21 protein-coding genes are annotated in these 18678 nt (G+C 39.4%); 14 read left to right on the top strand and 7 right to left on the bottom strand.

The window, feature by feature from the left end:
• Nucleotides 1-54: 54 nt before the first annotated feature.
• The 3 genes from A4S05_RS23560 to A4S05_RS23550 form a co-directional block, all read right to left on the bottom strand.
• Nucleotides 55-3834, bottom strand: a complete 3780-nt coding sequence (locus A4S05_RS23560) for a plasmid replication protein, CyRepA1 family (RefSeq protein ID WP_069072222.1) — start codon at nt 3832-3834, stop codon at nt 55-57.
• 402 nt (nt 3835-4236) lie between these two features.
• Complete coding sequence (locus A4S05_RS23555; protein WP_141699787.1) at nt 4237-4926, bottom strand: hypothetical protein; 690 nt, start codon at nt 4924-4926, stop codon at nt 4237-4239.
• Nucleotides 4927-4942: 16 nt separating this feature from the next.
• A complete protein-coding gene (locus A4S05_RS23550; RefSeq protein ID WP_256091112.1) occupies nt 4943-5155 on the bottom strand; it encodes a helix-turn-helix domain-containing protein in 213 nt (70 codons plus the stop codon).
• Between the two features lie 231 nt (nt 5156-5386).
• Here A4S05_RS23550 and A4S05_RS41915 point away from each other — a divergent pair, with 231 nt between their 5' ends.
• From A4S05_RS41915 to A4S05_RS23490, 13 genes are all read left to right on the top strand, one after another.
• A complete protein-coding gene (locus A4S05_RS41915; RefSeq protein WP_176727080.1) occupies nt 5387-5539 on the top strand; it encodes a hypothetical protein in 153 nt (50 codons plus the stop codon).
• Nucleotides 5540-5589: 50 nt separating this feature from the next.
• Nucleotides 5590-5796, top strand: coding sequence for a hypothetical protein (locus A4S05_RS23545; protein ID WP_069072219.1), 207 nt, complete (start codon nt 5590-5592; stop codon nt 5794-5796).
• Between the two features lie 85 nt (nt 5797-5881).
• Entirely contained in the window at nt 5882-6211 is a 330-nt protein-coding gene (locus tag A4S05_RS23540) for a hypothetical protein (RefSeq protein WP_069072218.1), read from the top strand.
• Nucleotides 6212-6320: 109 nt separating this feature from the next.
• A complete protein-coding gene (locus A4S05_RS23535) occupies nt 6321-7094 on the top strand; it encodes a hypothetical protein (RefSeq protein ID WP_069072217.1) in 774 nt (257 codons plus the stop codon).
• Nucleotides 7095-7152: 58 nt separating this feature from the next.
• Nucleotides 7153-9477, top strand: a complete 2325-nt coding sequence (locus A4S05_RS23530; RefSeq protein WP_069072216.1) for a hypothetical protein — start codon at nt 7153-7155, stop codon at nt 9475-9477.
• A gap of 508 nt (nt 9478-9985) precedes the next feature.
• Nucleotides 9986-11008, top strand: coding sequence for a ParM/StbA family protein (locus tag A4S05_RS23525; RefSeq protein ID WP_069072215.1), 1023 nt, complete (start codon nt 9986-9988; stop codon nt 11006-11008).
• Nucleotides 11009-11013: 5 nt separating this feature from the next.
• The gene (locus A4S05_RS23520) at nt 11014-11241 is read left to right on the top strand and encodes a hypothetical protein (protein WP_069072214.1); all 228 of its coding nucleotides are present in this window, start codon (nt 11014-11016) and stop codon (nt 11239-11241) included.
• Between the two features lie 11 nt (nt 11242-11252).
• Nucleotides 11253-11594, top strand: a complete 342-nt coding sequence (locus A4S05_RS23515) for a FliM/FliN family flagellar motor switch protein (protein WP_069072213.1) — start codon at nt 11253-11255, stop codon at nt 11592-11594.
• 14 nt (nt 11595-11608) lie between these two features.
• The gene (locus A4S05_RS23510) at nt 11609-11950 is read left to right on the top strand and encodes a hypothetical protein (RefSeq protein ID WP_069072212.1); all 342 of its coding nucleotides are present in this window, start codon (nt 11609-11611) and stop codon (nt 11948-11950) included.
• Between the two features lie 11 nt (nt 11951-11961).
• Nucleotides 11962-12426 carry a hypothetical protein gene (locus A4S05_RS23505; protein WP_069072211.1) on the top strand — a complete coding sequence of 155 codons (465 nt, stop codon included), beginning with the start codon at nt 11962-11964 and terminating at the stop codon, nt 12424-12426.
• A gap of 163 nt (nt 12427-12589) precedes the next feature.
• A complete protein-coding gene (locus A4S05_RS23500; RefSeq protein WP_069072210.1) occupies nt 12590-13630 on the top strand; it encodes a protelomerase family protein in 1041 nt (346 codons plus the stop codon).
• 63 nt (nt 13631-13693) lie between these two features.
• Nucleotides 13694-14059: a hypothetical protein gene (locus tag A4S05_RS23495; RefSeq protein WP_069072209.1), complete on the top strand. Its 366-nt coding sequence runs from the start codon at nt 13694-13696 to the stop codon at nt 14057-14059.
• Nucleotides 14060-14139: 80 nt separating this feature from the next.
• On the top strand, nt 14140-15057 hold the full coding sequence (locus A4S05_RS23490) for a hypothetical protein (protein ID WP_069072208.1): 918 nt from the start codon (nt 14140-14142) through the stop codon (nt 15055-15057).
• A gap of 111 nt (nt 15058-15168) precedes the next feature.
• Here the strand turns inward: A4S05_RS23490 and A4S05_RS23485 are convergent, their stop codons facing one another.
• The 4 genes from A4S05_RS23485 to A4S05_RS23470 form a co-directional block, all read right to left on the bottom strand.
• Nucleotides 15169-15357 (bottom strand): hypothetical protein, encoded by a 189-nt coding sequence (locus A4S05_RS23485; RefSeq protein ID WP_069072207.1) that lies wholly within the window; start codon nt 15355-15357, stop codon nt 15169-15171.
• On the bottom strand, nt 15354-15554 hold the full coding sequence (locus A4S05_RS23480) for a hypothetical protein (RefSeq protein WP_069072206.1): 201 nt from the start codon (nt 15552-15554) through the stop codon (nt 15354-15356). The genes A4S05_RS23485 and A4S05_RS23480 overlap by 4 nt, the downstream gene beginning before the upstream one ends.
• Nucleotides 15551-16201: a tyrosine-type recombinase/integrase gene (locus tag A4S05_RS23475; protein WP_069072205.1), complete on the bottom strand. Its 651-nt coding sequence runs from the start codon at nt 16199-16201 to the stop codon at nt 15551-15553. Before A4S05_RS23475 ends, A4S05_RS23480 begins: the two co-directional genes overlap by 4 nt.
• Nucleotides 16202-16320: 119 nt before the next feature.
• Nucleotides 16321-16803, bottom strand: a complete 483-nt coding sequence (locus A4S05_RS23470) for a hypothetical protein (protein ID WP_069072204.1) — start codon at nt 16801-16803, stop codon at nt 16321-16323.
• A 168-nt stretch (nt 16804-16971) separates the two neighbouring features.
• Here A4S05_RS23470 and A4S05_RS23465 point away from each other — a divergent pair, with 168 nt between their 5' ends.
• Nucleotides 16972-17352: a hypothetical protein gene (locus A4S05_RS23465; protein ID WP_069072203.1), complete on the top strand. Its 381-nt coding sequence runs from the start codon at nt 16972-16974 to the stop codon at nt 17350-17352.
• Nucleotides 17353-18678: the final 1326 nt, after the last annotated feature.

Below are 18678 nucleotides of genomic sequence, written 5' to 3'. Positions count from 1 at the left end.
CTTAGGATATGTGGGCGGGGTGGGGTCGGGGTGTGGGGTCGGGGTCGGGGTGGGTTAATCTAATTCTGAAACCAAATACAGTTCTGGGTACATAAATCGATTAACTTCAGATTTCATCATCTTGCATAGTTCAGGATGAAAGAATTTATCTGTATCCAAAATCTCGCGTCGTAGCACCCCACCTATATGGTGTAGAAACTCACCTAATTGTGGCTGATTCATGAACTCCTTAATCTTATCTACCGCGTCCTCAGCCTTCTCACAGAGGTTAGCTGCAAACGCAACTAGATTAGCAGCCTGTTGCTGCTTTTCTAGTCGCTTCTGATTCCTCTGCCCTTCCTCTGTATCTAGCTGTTTCGCTATTTCTTGAGCCTTCGTAGCTTGGTAGCTTTGATGTTGAGGTTCAATTGGCTTACTTATATAGTTGGGTGCTGTTGTAGGGATTGCTGACTTAATAGCATCTACAACCTGCTGACCATAATCAACAGCTTTAGCTAGTCTCCAATCCCATCTAGCTGAGATTAATTCTAGATATTCTAAATCCATGCCTGGTTTTTCTTTCAGAATTTCATTATCCAGAATATTGATAATTTGGCTAACTTCCAGACCTGCCATTTGTAAGCTTCGGATTCTTAGAGCTTCCTCTGGTTGCAATTTAACCCAGGCTTTGCCTATTGCACTGTCAATCTTTTTATTCAGTTTAGATTGGGCATCTGTTACTATCCCATTTTCACCAAACTGCTTTTTAGCTTGCCAGAAAGCGATCGCACTTTCAACATCTTTGTAATCCTTAGCTTCCTTGAATGACCTTACTAGCTGACTAACTATAAAAGCTTCATTCTGACTATCGCGCTCAAACCAATTGGCAAATACCTTATCCCTATCATCCCAGATTGGGATTAGCTGACCTTCCGGTGTGAGTGCGGGTTTTATTTTCCCTTTTTCATCAGATACATACTCGAAATTAGGTGCTGGTTGTCCATAAATTTTTTCACGCTTGTTATTAATACGGCGTTGGCCGATCTGGGCTAGCCTATACCCTGTCCGCTTTAGCATATCCCTGATTATGTCCATATTTGTTAAATCTTTTAATCCCAGAGCAATGCCATGTTTTTTAAGCATTTTGATATTTGCTCGAACATAATTACCAATCTCAACAGCTAGGGGGAGACTTTCATGCAGTTCCTTGGCGCTGAGAACTTCCGGTAATTTAGCTTTGCATAAATACTCCACTAAAATTACACGGTTGCGTTTGTTGATGTCGGGTAGAAGGCTACTCTCTAATAGATTCTCAATTTTATTCGCTTCATTAACTTGGAAGGTCGTTTCTTTGTTCCGAACAGCGTACTCTGTAAAAATCTTAGAGTAGTAGCCTTTTGTATCTTTTTGGATTAGTTCGGGTGTAGCTTCCAGTCCTGGATATTTTCGGTCTACGGTAGCTCTGCGAATTTTTTGATATTCCTCCGGTGTTTGCTCCTGTTTAGCTTTTAGTTTTTCTAAGGTAATATCATCTATAGATTCCTGGCGGCTAACACTTTCAGCAAAAGCATTACTAAACTCATCCCGGTTCTGTTGGATCTCTTTTTTGAGGGATTTACAATCTTCTTTTTGTTCATCCTCCTCAAAACAATCTATAACAGTGTGACCCTCTTTTTTTATTCCCTCAATGATTGTTTCTCTATATTTTTTGGCGTTTAAATTGGTTATGGCTCCTAGATTTGCATAAGCTTCTAGAAATAAACGGTTATCCTCTGGTTTAGGCATTTCTAACCCCGCACGCATTAATACTGCTGCGGTGGTATTCGCTTGGAGCTTTTCATTTTGTATTAGATAGTAGGGGATTGTATCACCAGTGCCTACCTTTGATAAACCGCGAGGACTAACCCAAATATGCCTATCAACAGGCTTTCTGTACCTATCTAGAGTTTGTCTAAAGCTGTCACACTCTTGCAAGCCTTGACCTATCTCAAATACAGTATCAAAGTGATCGATGTCAATACTTACGCCTGTTTCGAGAGTAGGCGAACAAATTACTAGATCATACTCAAGGAATATTTTATTTAGCAAATTTGTGCCATCAACAAAAGATGTACAGCCAAAAGCTGGGTGTGTAGGGTCTTTTATGGTAGCAGAGTCAACCCTTAGAATTTTTATATCTAAGCCTAATTCCCGACACTTCTTTCCTATAAAATTTTCTAAGTTTTGTGTCCCGAACTTAGAATTTTCATTCTGACCACCCGTGTGTAGCAGTATTTTTTTACCAGTTTTCAAAGCTTGGATAGCATCTTGAACTAATCTTGTTGCATCTTTATCTTGATAGTTGTAAACAGTGTAAGGCGTGGGTTTTTGCTCATTTTTGATGATGAATGCTTTATCAAGACCCATTGCCCCTTGGATGACATTCATTGCAGTATCATTTAAATCTGCATCCGCAATAAAAACTCGTCCTCCTGTCTGCCTAACATACGTTAATAATTTCCTCAGCGTATCCAAAATAGCATTACGCTCTTTCACACAAGTATCTGAACTAAGTAAGTGACGAACCCATTGAACGATCTCATCAATGAAAACGTAAGCTCCTGCCCAATCCAGATGATTAACTTGCGCTTGGCTATTAGGATGTAAGCTATCAATGCAAAGTACATACCCATTCTCACCTAGCCCAGGATTTTTTAAAACATCCTCAATGTAAGGTACTCCAAGTCTTCCCCCAAGCTGCTTACCTAGCTGGATTCTATGCACTATTCCTAGAACCTTTTTCCCTAAACTTTTAGCTAGTTTAGCCAACTCTGCATAAAGCTCAGTTTTGCCAGAACCCTTGCAAGAAAGTATCGCAACTAGCTGCTCATCGAATGGGATGGATAAATCCGAAATGTATCTCTGATTGACACGCAAGTTAATTTTTTTAGTAAGGGATGTAAGGTGTGCAGCGTCCCATTCTTCAAAAGTTTTGGCATTACCTATGACTTCCTCTAGATAATCCCCGCCCATATTTACAAATAAATCATCAATGCCCTTACCAAACTCACCATCCCAGTTTAGTACAAAACACTTACAGCCCTGTTGCTTAAATAGTAGGGCTGTACGCCGGATGGCTATCGTTACGTTGGTGACTGTTGCGGGATTTGAATCTTGATCGAAGGCAAAAACTATAGGTCTGCCTACAACCGCAAATCTCTTTAATTGCGGGATTAATTCATGACCTTTACCAACCTTTTTACATCCATTCCAAATGCCAGGTAAACCGATCGCAACAAATCCCCTACTAATTAGACTGGCCGTTTTCTTGAAACCTTCAGTAATATACAGTGGGATTTGAGGGTTAGCCTCAATCCATCTCCAAAATGCGATCGCTTCGGCTGTCTTGTAATTTTCAGGCAATACGGCTTTATACCGTTCTGCGATCGCTTCCCAGATTTCTGGCGTAACCTCCAAATTAAACGTCTGAGTTGGTACGCCGCTTGGCTGTTCATATCTTATCTCCTTGCCCTTTTCTTTATCTATGCGCTTCTGGTTGGGCTTGACTACTTGCCATAAGCTTTTTCTGCCAGATTCTACATCTAGAGTGTATGTATGCCAGCCGCCACCCTTATGGTGATCATATTTTTTTAGATTCTGGATACGCCCAGCATTATTGCGTTTCTCGTTGGGATGGCTTAAAAATTCAATTGCTGTATCTGGTTTTTGGTATGATGCAGCATTCGATAGAGCTAGATTTTTATCAATCCCACTATCCTCAACCATTTCCTTTAGGTGTAGAGGGTCTAGCGAATTGTTCTGTGATTGGAGTTCGGCTGTACCGTTAAAATCTTGAATAAAAGTAGAGACTGTCATGAGTTTTCCTCAAAAAATGGGCGTTTTTCTTGTACAAAACGGCACATCAGGAAACATCAAAATCAGTGCTATGAGGGTTGTAAATGCTAGAATATAGTTATAAAATTAAGCTATTCAAATTTATAAACTAGCCTCGGCTTTGGCTCCGCGTGACAAGTGCTGAAACACTTCGGGAAACCTTTCAAACTCCCACACAACGACTGAAGTCGAAGTTTTTTTGTCTGTACCTTTTCGACCTAACAATAAGATATTGCTTCAGTCACTTGACAAAAGTAAAGCTTTTATGCTATTACCCTTTGCCATATATCTAGTAAAGCATATTAGTTGTGGATTATACCGCCAAGATCGCAAATCGTGTAAACCTTACAGGGTAAAGCTTCCAGCGAGGAGAAGTATAGATACCTATTGAAATAGACATTTTTTACCCTTCCCTTGGCTAGCGTGGTGTAGAATTTTGCCGTTTTCTTGAAAGATTGTGACCCAACTAGGATTACTTTGCATATCAGCGACCCATGCACTGTAGGCACGAGTTATTACTAAGAAGTAGTTAATTCTGAATAGGTTGTTTCCATCGCCAGCATCAAAACATTCCCCAATCAACCTATGCAAGTGTGGGAAATCTTCAGAATTATATGGATTTTCCCTTTTTTTGAGTTTACCTATTCTGTTTTGGTGGGTTTTAATAACCTCAGATTTTTTAGAAACTTGCCAGTCTATCTCCTCCTTTTTTAGCTCCCACACGATATACTTAAACATTTCGCCAGCATTTTCGTAGATATATATCTCGCGGCACACTTCTAGTAGTGCATTTAAAAAATCCCCAAATGCTTTAACACACTGCCTTCCTGGGTTTGTAAAACTTCGCCACAAAGGGATTTTATAGTTTGAATTCCACCTAGCCTTGTAAATCCATTGCAGCCCATAAGCATAAGCAAAATGTGGAGCTAGTACTAAATAAGCTGTAGTATAGTCCTCGTTTTTAAAAGCTTCTTGCAGTTTGCTTCGGGAATATGGATCATTAGATGCGTCTATTAGTAACCGTTCTAAAGGCGGCAAACCTTGCGGCATGATAAATACTTCTTTAAGTTTCATCAAATCAGAGAATGCTTTAGTCATTGACTTCCCATTCAATCTCTAGTAGTTCGTTGATTGATTTTAAATTGAAGAATTTACACAAAGATTTGACAGTATTTTCATCAAACCTACCAACTTGATTTCTATATAATTTTCCAATAGTCGCCGGACTAAGCCCCGTAGCTTCCACTACAGCAGTCTGGGTAAGGTTTTCAGCTTCCATTAATTGTTTAAGCTTGCAAATCATTTTCATTCCTCTTTGTGTTCCTATTAATATAGTAACCTAGTTTGTTAGCTTGTTAGCTACCATAGATAAATTTTATTATACTTCAAAATACCATTGGAAATTACTATGGGTTTCTTAGTTAATTAGCTTGTCAGTTTCCTAGTTAATGAGCTACTATAAATATATAGCCAACCGAAGCTTACTACGACATTCGCTTTAGTTGGTTCAAACCCTAACCAAACAAGGATTCCCATGATTGTTACAACCATCAAAACCCAGATTAATAAAGTAATCCACAAAGACTATACAGACGGTGAGTTTGACGCTTCCATCAAACTCCCACCCCAGTCTCAGAAACCAGAGTATTTATTCGGCTACTACAACGGTAAAAATGTACCTTTCTAATTAGTTAAAACGAGTGGGGATACTTCCTCACTCCTCACCCCAGGTAAATCATGCAACCTTTAATCCGTAAATTTCAGACAGCCGAAGCGTTACACCATCTACTAACTACCGATTTCGCAGACTCACTAGAAATTCAATTTCATCTAAAAACTCAAAAGGTCGAACTTTCAAACCTTGAGCCAGGACTGGACGCTTTTATTGAATACGCTCGGTTAAAAATACAAATTGAATTTAGCCCAAGCGACTTAGAAAGCTAACTCAACTACCAATGTCAAAGGGGAGCAGAACTACGACATTCTACTCCCCAGTTAAAAACCCCTAACCAAAAGGATTTTCTCAATTATGGCACGCATCACAATCAAAGCTCAGAATCTCGCATACTTCCAAGCTCTGCAATCTCAAATGGAATGCACCAATCCTACCGAAGCTTTAAATCATCTACTCATGGATCTAAAGCGACGCGGTTACAGCTTTTTGGATGGTATGGAATATATACCGCAGCAGCTAGAAATTACCCAGGCTACGCCCAAAGTTTCTAAAACTGCCAAGTACAAAAAGCCATCGACTGTAAAAGCGATCGCACCTACTCCACTGACTGAACTGCCAGTTTTGAATAGTAGCGAAGTAGATCCAATCATTCAGCGTATGGCAGCGCTGCTAGAAGATTTCTAGTCAATAATAAACCCTCCATGTATCAGGCTGGAGGGTTATCAGAATCAATAAGTTTATCCATCAATTCTAACTCAAACTAACTCAAACTAACTCAAAGGTAATCAAAAAAATGGCACGTCCTAAAGGTACACTCACTGGCTCAAAGCGTTTCAATAAACCCACAGCCAAAACCATAAACCCATTAGAAATACTTTCAGATATTGCATCAGGTGTACAAAATGTAGCCAGTGTTGCTCAAACTGTAACTGACACGGTTAAATCAGTCGGCAAAGGTGCGCGTAGCATTAAAAACTCATTCGATGGTGGTAGCGAATATGTAACTGCTGATGTTAAATCTAGCTTAGATAGAGCTAGTGCAATCGCCTCTCAATATGGTGCGGTTGAAATTCAAATCAATGAACTTCTAGGCACTGATCCATACAAAGCCGATGCCAATATCCCAGAACTAAAAGCTGCTGATGCTAATCGTGAAAAACTTAAAATTCAACGACAAAATAACGCGCTAGATGTACGGCTTGAAAAAATCAAACAGGGTCGTAAAGTAGCCGCTATCGCTAGCGAACAGCGACGGTTAGTAGGTGATTTAGTAGACTTTTCAACTGTGGGTATTGAGACAGCATCGAAGGTCATTAAAAACCAAGTAGCTGATACAAAATACCGCATTGACCAATCTAAACTCGAACAAACTGAAGAATTATTAGAGCAACAACAAATTGCTACCCAAGGCACACTCAACTTAACTGAAGGTATCCGCCAAGAATGGTTACTTAAATTCGAGAACCAGCAAGCTAAAAACACTCGGCTGCAACTTGAAATTGAGGGAACTATCCAAGAAACCGACCGTAAGCGTGAAGAAATGGAAGCCCGTATTTTAGAAGGCTAGACCGTAGTGGGGTAAGTGTAACAGCTTACCCACACACTATAAAAATCAGGAATTTAAAATGAAACTTATCGATTTTAAAAGTACATCTAAAGCTATTACAGTAGTAGCTGCCATCCTATGCGTTGGTGGCGTTTTGAGTTTTTACAGAACCAGTGACACTAACTCTAAAGCACTGGCACTAAATATAATTATCGGCTCAAGTGCGATCGCTGTTGGTAATCATTTGGCTAGTAAGTGGTATGAAGATTCTGCCAACCTCCAAGCTAAAACTATTGTGAATGGTTACGAAACTACAGTTAAAAAGGTTAACTCAGAACTTACCAATTTAACCGACAAACACCGTAGCCAGTCTAAGGTACTAAATGAAATTAAATCATTAGCTACAGCCCAAGAAAAAGCGATCGCTGTTAGGGACACTACGATTAAATTACTGCAATCTGAGTTACTACAGACTACAAAAAACTTTGATATAAAAACTAAGGAACTGCAAATGAAACTAGACGAAGACGATAACCGCTTTAACGAACTGCTGAAAGCTTTTAAATCACAATTGGCTGAGGATATTAGTGAGCGAATTTATACCGTATATAACGGCTTGCAAGAATCAATCGACATTAAATTAGCCGATGATAAATATCAGTCGATACATCCACAATTAGAAAAGTTTGCTGTAACTCTGGCTGAATCCTACGAGAATCACTGTAGTATGCTGCAATCAGTACCTAACTCGGCAGGTAGCTGGGAATCAATTCTAAAATCTGCTATCGATATATACTCACAAATCAGTCACGAAATTACAGCGCTCAAGGTCAAATATCGCAACGTTTTAAACATCGACATCAGATTAAATCTAGAGCAAGCTTATACAGCATTAGCTGATTGCACACCTAAAACTAAAGCTACTGGAATCTTGCGAGAATTTAGCGAATTATCAAAATCCGATTTACAAAACCTGCAATCTAAAGTAATCGACAATCAGAATTCGCTAGAAGAAATGCGCGGTCAAGTGTCTGACCTTTTAGACGAAATCGATCATAAAAATCTTGAGATTAGTGACCTTAAGCTACAGGTTGCTGACCTTAAAAAACCTCTTGTGTGGACTAACGCAAACTCTCGTGAATTGCAGATTGGTAACGCTATTGTTCAGTATTTCTGGCAAACTGGGCTGTATTTGGATCGGGCTTATGCTGAGGGTGATATCTATGATGTCGATATCTGTTTCCAAATCGATCGCAATCCCAGATTTATTAAGGAATCTGAATTAAATGAACACTCCGAAGCTTTACAACAATGGTGTCGCACCATCAAGCCTATAACCTTCAAATGGGATTCTGGTAAGGCTTTGATGGTAGCCAAGGTAGTGCTGAAGGAACGCGAGAAAATCCCAACATCCATCGAAGAAATCCGACGAATGATTGAACCCGCCGCTAGGTTTGGCGATATCGTTAGGCGTTATCACGACCATACGCAAGACGGTAAACCTACACTCAGGGTAATGACTCGGACAGGTGGTGGTAAGGGTGTTGCGGTTAAAAATATTCTGCATAACTATGTGAACAATCTAGAAGGTTGGGAGCTATGGCTAAGTGACCCGCAGCATGGTAGTACCCAAGATTTTTGGAATGTGCCTAAAGTCGCCAAGTCCCCACAGCAAGCTAGCGATACTTTGGAAACATTTATATCTGAGTTTATGGCTCGTAAAAATGGGCGATCGCTCCATGCCAATATTCCCGTAGTAGGGATTTTTGATGAAACTGATAAAACATTTACCAAGCCAGAAAAGCAAGGCATTGCCCAAATCTGGACTGAAATCAGACACCGGGATATGAAACTGATTTTGATTGGCCAGTCTGGTGAGGTAGGTAAAAATGGCTGGACATGGGACGAGATGAATAACTGTTCCATGCTTTTTATCGGTGAAGCCATCGGTACGGCAATCAAACACGCCGATGATATGGGCTGGAGTTCAGATATGCGAGATTCAATCCCTACCGTTTATAGAACCGTGAGTGAATGGATGAGTGAAGCTAATCGTTCGATACCTGCCAAAAATAAATACAGATTAGGTTTACTGATAAATGGACTGCGGTATACGTTCGTAGAGATTCCCCCAGCTATCGATGGTAGTTTCGAGAATCAGAAGTCTTGGTTGGTAAATCAACCTTGGGAGAGTACAAATACTCAGTCAGTTTCATTTAGTAATAATTCGATGACTGTATTAAACGAACCAGCTAAAGTAATTGTGAGTACAGAAATTCAATGCCCACACTGCCACTCACAAAGCTTTAGGCGACATAGTTCAGTCAAAGCTAAGAATTACTACCGTTATCAATGCAACGACTGTAAGAAAACATTCACAGCGCTCGATAACAAGATTAACTAATAGTAATTGACAAAATATAGAGTTGGCAGTGACATTTGGTTACTGCCAATTTTCGTTGGTGAGGTCTTGGCGAGTGTTGGCAGAGTAGCCTGAAAGTACTGATTTTGCGTAGTTGATGAGCAACCAAGTTTTACCTATAGTGGGTAGACTTGGTTTTGTTGGTTTTTAATCAATTTTTGTTATGAGAAAGTTAAACGGTTAAAACTATCTGATTTATATGGGGCAATATAGCTATTAGTTATAAGTGCAAATAGTGGTCATTTTGTGATATGAATGGATTCAATTTAACCAGATTATAAGACTATGCAGTTAAAGCGATCGCTATTATTAGTCGTGTATAGCTTAGTATTAATAGATTTTGAGTAGTTTATGACAAACATTTGATTAGTTGTGTACAAATTGGGTCAAATTGTCCCCAAAACACCCAAAATTACCCATAAAGTTATGGCACATTCTGGGACAGTGTGTTACAATTAGGGTAATTAAGGGACAAATAGGGACAACATAAATGACTAAGCAAGTATTTCCTTTCAATGTGGGCTATGACTGCGGTAACGGAGCCGTTAAGTTAAAGTTTTCTGGGCATAACCAGGATTTAGATTTCATTCGGTTTCCAAGCTATTTTGTGGATGTGACCAAGTGCCACACTGACCACCAAGGTAAGAGCCGAGTTACTTACGTTTCTGGGACTGATGCCAAATACAATCAGGAATTGGTTGGTAAGACTTGGGTAACTGGGGATGATGCAGCAGTTTTAGATATCCGCGACCAAGTTTTTGAAAACCGATCGGATGGTAAGGTCAAGCTTGCTTTACCACTATTTTTATCAGGTGTAGCTCAACTCCCAATCAAGCGTAAGCACTGGGAATTTAGATTAGTTGGTAGTGTTCACGATGCTGAAATCTATGGTGATGCTTTAAAGGCTAATCTTGAGGGCACACATAAGGTAGTGATTGGTGGTGAAGAAACTACCATCGTGATTCATGTAGTGAAGATTTTTGATGAGGGTTTTATCTTCAAACCTGCCAGTACAACCAATACAACCATGATGGATATTGGCAATGGAACCGTAATTTTGACCCGATTTAATTCTGAAGGCAGCGTGTTGCATAGATCCAATCCTTATAGATTTGGCGTACAGCATTTGTACAAAAAGATTTACGACCATCCAACAGTTCGGGCTATTGGGCTAGATAGAGACATAGAGCTAATCCGTAAAGGCGTTGAAACTAGCGAAGATGGAAAGATTCTATATGGTGTTGGTAAGGGTTCAGTCAACATTACCCCAGCCTATAAAGAATCCCTCAAAGATTGGTGTGACAACTACCTAAAAGAACCTATTAACCAAGCTGATAAGTTTAAGCTTTCAGGCGATCGCGTTGTTGTAGTTGGTGGTGGTGCTATGTTGCCTCTACTCAGCAAAAATTTTGAGAAAAAAGGTTATGTCTTCAATAAACAAGCCCCATTCATGAACGTTAAAAAGCTTCATGAATACGCTTGCAATAGTTTATCTTCTGAGGCAATGGAGTAATTAAAATGGCTAAACCAGAGCGTATACGAATTGATGTTTGGGCTAGCTTGCGTCCTGCTATCGAAGCGGAAATAGAACGGACTGGGCTAACGGCTCAAGAGGTCGTGAATATAGCACTTGCTGATTATTTTGGATTAGCACCATCAGGCAGAGTTCTATCAGCTAAACCAAGTGAAGCTACTGCTACTACTAAATCTGAGGCGATTGTAAATGATGACGATGATTACATTTAAAGGATTTAAAAATGAGAGTTGAGTTGGCAAAAATTAACCAAGTGAGGACGCGATTTAGAGCTAAGGTAGAACGCTTTGGATGCCGTGAGAATCACTTTACTAATCGTTTAGAGGATACTATTTTGCTTAAAGATGTGACTAAAGCTGACGATACCCAAATATTGACGGATCATGTATGGTTCTCTGTTGGTAAGCAAATACAATCCCTGAATCTAAAACCAGGGGACATTATAGAATTCGATGCCCGTGTAGATGAATATGTAAAAGGCTACTTCAACTACAACAAATGCATCGATAATAGGGAGCTAGATTATAACCTGAGCTATCCCACTAAGTTTTTAAAAATTACTTAAACAGGAGTTAATTTATGTCTAAAAAATTAATTAAAAATTCTATACTAGCCGAACTAAAAAAGATGGAGTATCCTGGCAAGATATACCCAGCAAGGGAGGGCACAATCTCACCAGGATTAACAATGTATGTGGCTGAGGGAACTGATGCCGAACAGAGGGAAGCTATTAAACAAAAAATAGCCTCATATATTAGAACCTCTGAAGAATTCAGCGACGAACCAAAAAGCACTGACGCTGAAATAGAAAAAGAGGCTGATGAATGGTCTAGAGAAATTGTATTGACTAGAATAGATAAAGAATCTTTAGAATTTGCTAAACAGATAATACTTTCTAAATCAATCAAATTTAACAAATAGGATTTTTCAAAATGACTAATTTAAATAGATTTGTGACCGCAGTTAAACGATTAAAAGAACTAAATCCCACGGTATCCAATGGAATAATTAATTCCCATATTGCTGAAACTATAGCTACTCAGAAAGAGTATCACCGCGCCAACTACTTCAATACTTACAATGTAGCCTTACTAGATGCAATCGCACTGACCGAGGATTACAGTATTGAGTCCCTACAAAGTCTTGTAGATGCCCTCCCAGCGTCCGATAGTGATTCAATGATAGAACGTATCAAAGGCATACTAGCAAGCGGTAAAGGGCGAAAAGCTGACTATATAGTGCGTGATATTGAGAGTATTGTGAATGGCACATCTGGCAATCGTCAAAGTGTTGTGGATGTTAGTTTTAATGTTCTTGTAAGTTGGCTAGGTAACAAACACAGCAAACTTAATGAACGATGGACTGGTAAGGACGTAGAGCCTTTACTACCAGATTAAAAACCGCCTAATGAAAAACTAACCATAAAATACCTCCGATTGTTCGGAGGTTTTTTAATGTGGTATTTATCCCTGTACAAACCAGGATGTATTGACATAAGGCGAATCCTTGGTTACTATAAAAGTATATAAAAATCGTTACAAGCAATCAAGGAATATTAAGATGTCAAGGCAGTTAGAAGATTCAGAAGATTTAAAAAATACTTATGTCGATGAGCGCGTTCAGTGGTTACTGCCACAATTTGAGGCATTAGCACCTTACAAGATGAGGGATCGCAAAAAGGGCAAGCCTAACGAAGATTTACTTGGTTGGGAACAGTTAGCGGCAATTGAAGCCAAAAATTTGAAACTGACTTATCCAGACAGTCGCCCAGAAAGTGAAAGGGAATATGGTACAGCAACAACACAAATTACAAAACTAAAAAAAGCACTCCGAAGCGCCGCAAAAACTGATTTAAAAGATGCCGCTTTGATGAATCCAGTACTCACGATAATTACTCATTTTGGCGACGCTCTAAGCTTCCAATTTAGAAGCTATCGAGAAAATGTAAAAACTAAATATAAAGAAACTGTTGCAGTGCGTAGGGAAGCAATAAACCGAATTGAAATTGACCTAACAGACTCTCTAAAGTATGCCTACAATATCTTGACTGATATTAAAAAAGGTGATGGTGCTAACTGGCTAGATGTAAGTTGTGCAGTTGCACTGGCAACAGGTCGCCGTATGGGTGAAGTACATCTATCCGCCACCTTTGAAAAAATCGACACTTACACCGTAGCGTTTAGAGGTCAGTTAAAGGGTAAAACTCGTAAGGTAAAACAAGGTGATAAAGCGGTTTATCTCAGAGATGTAATTTTCACAATTCCTACTTTATTACCTGCTGAGTTGGTCTGTTACGGGTTGCAGTGGCTTGATGATAAAGGTAAGCGTTTCCCACAAACTGAAGACCCTGAACGGGTCAACAGACGTTTTAGCAAAACATTAAACGAACATTGTAAGCAATTTGATATTTTTCCAATGGAAGAACGCACTTATCATAAATTCCGGGCTGCATATCTGAGAGCCGCTATCGCAAACGATGGAAATGTTGACCCCTACGACTTTACAGACTTTGCTAAGAAAGTTTTAGGAGACGATGACGAAAACACCATAAACGCCTATAAACGTTATGAAATCAAGAAGGGAAGTATTACTCAAATTTAATAATTACTATGTATCTATTTTTTTCCTACATCGGGAATACTGACATTAAATGTAGAGAAACTTATGAACAAATCTATTAACTTGTTTAGCAAAACTGGGATAACTATTCTGCTCGTACTTACTCTCCCGATTTTTACGGTAGTGATACTCGGTTCATATTTTCCCAAAACTTGGCAAAGCATTGTTTTACAGATGGGGTGGGCAAGATTCGATAATTCTCCAAGCCGAACAACATCCACCACACGACCAAATACTAATCGTACATTTTTAGGGCGTAGCAAAACAGGCTACGAGCTTTGGGCTGATGGATCGTGTGTTTACGTTAAAGGTCTAACAGAGTCCGATCTCACAAGATTAAACACGACAATTGATACATTTAAGCAAGCAGTTAAAGAGGAAACTGGGTATAAATGTGTGTATCTTGAATAAAATCCCTACACTAACCCTCTTGACATATTTCAGACAAGAGGGTTAGTGTAGGGATACTAGATTAAACAGATGTTTCGATTATGGCTAAGTGGGATGAAGTAGGTGAAGAACTAGCTAAAAAACTGCATAGTGTCAAAAAAGAGTCCACTATTCAAAAATTGGCAGTCGCAGTAATTGACCACATTAGGGAGTCTTACACGGAGCCTAACAGCCGTAGAACGCCATTAGCAAAGGTACGTAAGGCAATTTTAGCCGCTTTCCCTGATACCGAAACTCAAGAACATCCTTGGCAGTATTTCACCAATAAAGGTAAGGGCAATATCGAGCGTTATCAGCATTTAGCGCTTAAATACCTAACTCTTTCAACTGAAGAATGGGACGCTATAGGCGACGAAGCTAGACAGCAGTGGAAAGCACAGCAACAAGCCCAACAGATAGAACAAAAACCAGAGCAACAGCCAGAAACACCGCAAGTAGCACAAACAATTCTGGATGATATGAATATTTCACAATTACAGCTTGACGGCGAAACTCAGGAAATGGTCGAAAAAGCGATCGCTCACTCTGGTATTTCATTGGCTGATTTTGTTCGCAAGGCTTGCCAAGTTTATGCCAAAACGGTCACAGGAAAACAGGGACAGTATGAATCTGATTTGACTGCCGTACCCACCGAAGAACTGTTAAGTAGTGCGGCTTACAAGACCCATCCAGGACGTGCTGAGGAACTTGCCAGACGTGCTATCTATGCCCTAGAAACTCATAACAACAATTGCACAGAGAAAAGTCAAAAGTGGATGATTACTCAGACTGCTATCCAATCTCTCACAGGTAGTAAACCAGCAACCATTAAGGCGATTCTAGAGCGATATCAAACCAGGCTTGACGACCATAACACCAAGCACGAGCTAAACCCTTACGACAATCGCAAGCCAGGACGGAAAATTGATGATGAGATTGATTTAGCTACGCTCGTGCCAGACGGAACTAGCCTTGCTTAGTAGGCGGTTTAGCGGATTTTATGTGATGTCGGGAAACGAGTATTTCCCGACATTTTCACCCACATGGATGTCTGTCTATTTTTCTGTAAAGCTGATGAATCAATATACCTACTAAGTGTTTTGTCTTTTTAGCTCTTGTATCAATACTTGGCAACGCTTACTAGCTTCTTTGGCTCGTTGCATTAAAGTTTTACTTTGTTCACGGTTCGTTTTACTAGTTTCAACTGCTTGCCGACTAAACTGTGCCGCCTCTCTGCCTAGTTCTTGAATACGAGTTTTTAATTGCTCTACAGTTTTCATTCTCCCTCCAGTTCAATTATCAAAGCATCCAGGTTTTCAGCCTCTTCATAAATTTTATCTGCTCTACTCTGAAGCAAGCTAGCATCGTCAAAATCATCGTTTTGCAGTGCTACTTCTGCTGCTGTGTACAATTGTGCTGCAATTTCCTGTAGTTGGTCGTACACTCTGGACAAAATAGTGAACGTTTCTTGTTTCATTTTTCCCTCGTAAATCTGTTTGCTGATGCTTTTGGCGAAACCTCCTCTACTGTTAATAACGATTCCCCAACTGGTGACAGCATAGCCAAGCTTGCAGCCGCTCCCAGTACTTGATTATCAGTCACTTCTAGATACCTCTGTAGCTGTTCTAAGTTCCGATGCCCTGAGATTTCCTGAATTACCCGCAACGGTATACCAGCATTACTCATCTGAGTTAAAGCTGTACGCCTAAAGCTATGGCTACTCACACCAAAAATATCTACTTGCTGACAAGCTTCTCTCAAAATCCTAGCGGCTGAGTCTTCGCTGATGTGTCCATCACTGCGACCGGGAAACAGATAATCATCTCCTGCCAGTGGGTAGTATTCAACCAGTAACCGCCGTAAGTCTTCAATCACTGGTATGGAGCGAGTAGCTAGCTTACCTTTAGTGTTTGACTTCCTAATAATCAGCCGAGGTCTAACGTTGCCCTTGGGCGTGTAAATGTCTGTGGTCAACAGGGTACAGCATTCACGGATTCTACAGGCACTAAACAGGCAGACACCGAACAAAGCGCGATCGCGCCCGTTGTCTAAGCCCTCGCTGAAAATTAGCTGTATCTCTGACTGTGTGAGAACCTTAGCGCGTCCGTGCCGATTGATTTTCATTGCCAGACTGTAGACCCTGCGATCCTTAGCCTACAATGTTTTGACAGCAATTAACCGGAATTGTTTGACTGCCTTTAGTGATTGAAATTTAACAAGTATTGAAATTAATTAAAGTGTAATTACTTTCGGTTGTATCTAAATTTTATATTATATTTTTTGAAGAATAACCATACTAAACCTATAGGAAACACACCCATAACAAACAAAAAAATACTCAAATTCACTATTGGTTCAAGGACTATAAAAGTATTACTCAATTCAATAATGTCATCCTGAAATAACAATTCGTGTTTAGCATTCATAGCTATTTCTGACTCGAAATCTAATTTTTCACCTAATTTCAAACGCTCCAAATTATAAATATTTAAGGTATCTTTTCGCCTAGCTTCAGCAGTCGTTTTAATGTCATTAGCTAAAAACTTATTGCTTGACATTATGGATGTTAAATGGAGAGTTAAACCAAAACATAAAAAAAAGATGATGAAAAGATAAACCCTAAATATTAAATTTAAATTTTTAATATTAACGTTAGTTCGTTTATATGTTAGATCAAATTCAAGCCTTCCTACTCGCGTTATGTAATCATCATTATCTTTTGGCATCAGAAACTCATCATATTTAGATTATTGAGTATCAATTATAGCCGCAACATCCCACCCCCACGCCCAGGCAATAGACCTTTACGAAAAGTTTGTATAAAAATAGACCTTTTTACTGAGGTTACTGAGCTTTGAGTAGTGCGAAGCTAAAAGCAACTATCTGGTTAGTGTATGTCTTTATCAAAATTAGGTGTGTTGTTAGGGGTAATTGGAATTTCTTTTACTAGTGGAAGTGTTTTAGCTCAAGAGACTGAAAGATTTGTAACTGTCGGTCAAACGTCAGATGGTTTAACCATTAATTTAGATACACAAAGCATAAGAGATACTAGATATAAATTATATTTTCCTTATGGGACTGGTATAGCTGAATCTACTTTTAATGCTTCTTGTGGTGAATCTCGGTTATTTTTATTAGGTACTGCCCTTTACAGCGATAGTGGAAAGTTGCTTGTAGAAAGTAAAAAATCTGAAGAAGTGGGATATATACAAAAATCACCCCCAGGACAAGCTATGGCATTGGTCTGTAGAAGAATTGGGGCTAGAGGCTGGTAAAATCCCACACCACACCCCAGCACCCACACCCACACCCGACCCACACCCCCACACCCCGCCCACATATCCTAAGAGCGATCGCATTTAGTTGAGAGTGCGATCGCTTTGTGGTGAGTAGTTAAATTTAAGTTGGCAAGGTTTAAATTTTAAGTTTAAATTTTAAGTTCAAATTTAAAACCCGCTAAATTTTAAGTCTCATTCTCAACTAAGTTAAAAATTTGCAATAAGCGGGATTTGTGACACTCACGCGAGAATCGTTTTTAAGGCGTGTTCATTGAGTGAGATAGGTATTTGTATCTCTAGATAGCTTAGGGGCTGTAGGTAGGCTTTAGGGGGTGGTTTTGCTGTGTTTGGCTTGGCTTGGCTAGACCCTACAATATATAGATGGAAAAAAAAGAAAGTTAGTGTCACTATCTTTTGATTCTATAAATAATATATATTCAAAAGTTAGTGACCTGAGTTCGCATTGCTACAAAACAACTACGTAGGGTGGGAACTGGGATAAGCGGCGAAAATGGGGTGAAGGTTAAAAAGTTAAATTTAACTTTTGTATAGTATGTGATACAGAATGAGGGTTTTTAGCTAAAAGTTAAAATTTTAAGTTAGAAAACTAAATTTAACTTTTAAGGATGCAAGCGATCGCACCTGGGGATAAGCGGCGATTTTGCGGTTGAGCTTCGAGCCGCGCTCATCGGAGTTATGCCAAAAAACTAAAACACGGCATAACAATCTACATAAATCCGATAGACTTATTGGGTTTTAGTGCGTGTAACTTTTGCCTACAAAATCATAAATCTGCTTACTTTTGCTTAGGGAGCGATCGCACCTGCGGAAATTAGTACAATTTCACTACTTGAGTATTCATCAGCTTTACTAATGCTAGATGCGAGATTAATCAATAAATCTGATTAGTCTGATGCAGAGGAGCATTCAATAAGAATATCCATGTACAAGAGGATTTGACACGAACGCATCTATATACAAGAGGGATTGATGCAGCAACATCTATATACGAGAGGGTTTGACGCAAATATATCTATATACGAGAGGATTTGACGCAGACACATCTATATACAAGAGGGTAGAGAAGCAGACATATCCATATACAAGAGGATTTGACGCAGACACATCTATATACAAGAGGGTAGAGAAGCAGACATATCCATATACAAGAGGATTTAACACAAACATATCTCTGTACAAGAGGGCTTAAATAGTCCTTGGTTACATTCCTTGTTCTCTAGAGAACAAGGAATGTAACCAAGGACTATTTAAGCCCTCTTGTACAGAGATATGTTTGTGTTAAATCCTCTTGTATATGGATAT

The organism is Nostoc sp. KVJ20, assembly GCF_001712795.1.
Lineage (GTDB): Bacteria > Cyanobacteriota > Cyanobacteriia > Cyanobacteriales > Nostocaceae > Nostoc.
This window is presented reverse-complemented; position numbering and strand designations above follow the sequence as displayed.

Bases quoted from the DNA above. Each gene is read 5' to 3' on its own strand.
- A4S05_RS23470 (WP_069072204.1), bottom strand. From the start codon at position 16,803: ATGCCAAAAGATAATGATGATTACATAACGCGAGTAGGAAGGCTTGAA.
- A4S05_RS23490 (WP_069072208.1), top strand. From the start codon at position 14,140: ATGGCTAAGTGGGATGAAGTAGGTGAAGAACTAGCTAAAAAACTGCAT.
- A4S05_RS23510 (WP_069072212.1), top strand. From the start codon at position 11,609: ATGTCTAAAAAATTAATTAAAAATTCTATACTAGCCGAACTAAAAAAG.
- A4S05_RS23505 (WP_069072211.1), top strand. From the start codon at position 11,962: ATGACTAATTTAAATAGATTTGTGACCGCAGTTAAACGATTAAAAGAA.
- A4S05_RS23475 (WP_069072205.1), bottom strand. From the start codon at position 16,201: ATGAAAATCAATCGGCACGGACGCGCTAAGGTTCTCACACAGTCAGAG.
- A4S05_RS23535 (WP_069072217.1), top strand. From the start codon at position 6,321: ATGGCACGTCCTAAAGGTACACTCACTGGCTCAAAGCGTTTCAATAAA.
- A4S05_RS23480 (WP_069072206.1), bottom strand. From the start codon at position 15,554: ATGAAACAAGAAACGTTCACTATTTTGTCCAGAGTGTACGACCAACTA.
- A4S05_RS23465 (WP_069072203.1), top strand. From the start codon at position 16,972: ATGTCTTTATCAAAATTAGGTGTGTTGTTAGGGGTAATTGGAATTTCT.
- A4S05_RS23525 (WP_069072215.1), top strand. From the start codon at position 9,986: ATGACTAAGCAAGTATTTCCTTTCAATGTGGGCTATGACTGCGGTAAC.
- A4S05_RS23530 (WP_069072216.1), top strand. From the start codon at position 7,153: ATGAAACTTATCGATTTTAAAAGTACATCTAAAGCTATTACAGTAGTA.
- A4S05_RS23485 (WP_069072207.1), bottom strand. From the start codon at position 15,357: ATGAAAACTGTAGAGCAATTAAAAACTCGTATTCAAGAACTAGGCAGA.
- A4S05_RS23560 (WP_069072222.1), bottom strand. From the start codon at position 3,834: ATGACAGTCTCTACTTTTATTCAAGATTTTAACGGTACAGCCGAACTC.
- A4S05_RS23545 (WP_069072219.1), top strand. From the start codon at position 5,590: ATGCAACCTTTAATCCGTAAATTTCAGACAGCCGAAGCGTTACACCAT.
- A4S05_RS23500 (WP_069072210.1), top strand. From the start codon at position 12,590: ATGTCAAGGCAGTTAGAAGATTCAGAAGATTTAAAAAATACTTATGTC.
- A4S05_RS23515 (WP_069072213.1), top strand. From the start codon at position 11,253: ATGAGAGTTGAGTTGGCAAAAATTAACCAAGTGAGGACGCGATTTAGA.
- A4S05_RS23540 (WP_069072218.1), top strand. From the start codon at position 5,882: ATGGCACGCATCACAATCAAAGCTCAGAATCTCGCATACTTCCAAGCT.
- A4S05_RS41915 (WP_176727080.1), top strand. From the start codon at position 5,387: ATGATTGTTACAACCATCAAAACCCAGATTAATAAAGTAATCCACAAA.
- A4S05_RS23550 (WP_256091112.1), bottom strand. From the start codon at position 5,155: ATGATTTGCAAGCTTAAACAATTAATGGAAGCTGAAAACCTTACCCAG.
- A4S05_RS23520 (WP_069072214.1), top strand. From the start codon at position 11,014: ATGGCTAAACCAGAGCGTATACGAATTGATGTTTGGGCTAGCTTGCGT.
- A4S05_RS23555 (WP_141699787.1), bottom strand. From the start codon at position 4,926: ATGAAACTTAAAGAAGTATTTATCATGCCGCAAGGTTTGCCGCCTTTA.
- A4S05_RS23495 (WP_069072209.1), top strand. From the start codon at position 13,694: ATGAACAAATCTATTAACTTGTTTAGCAAAACTGGGATAACTATTCTG.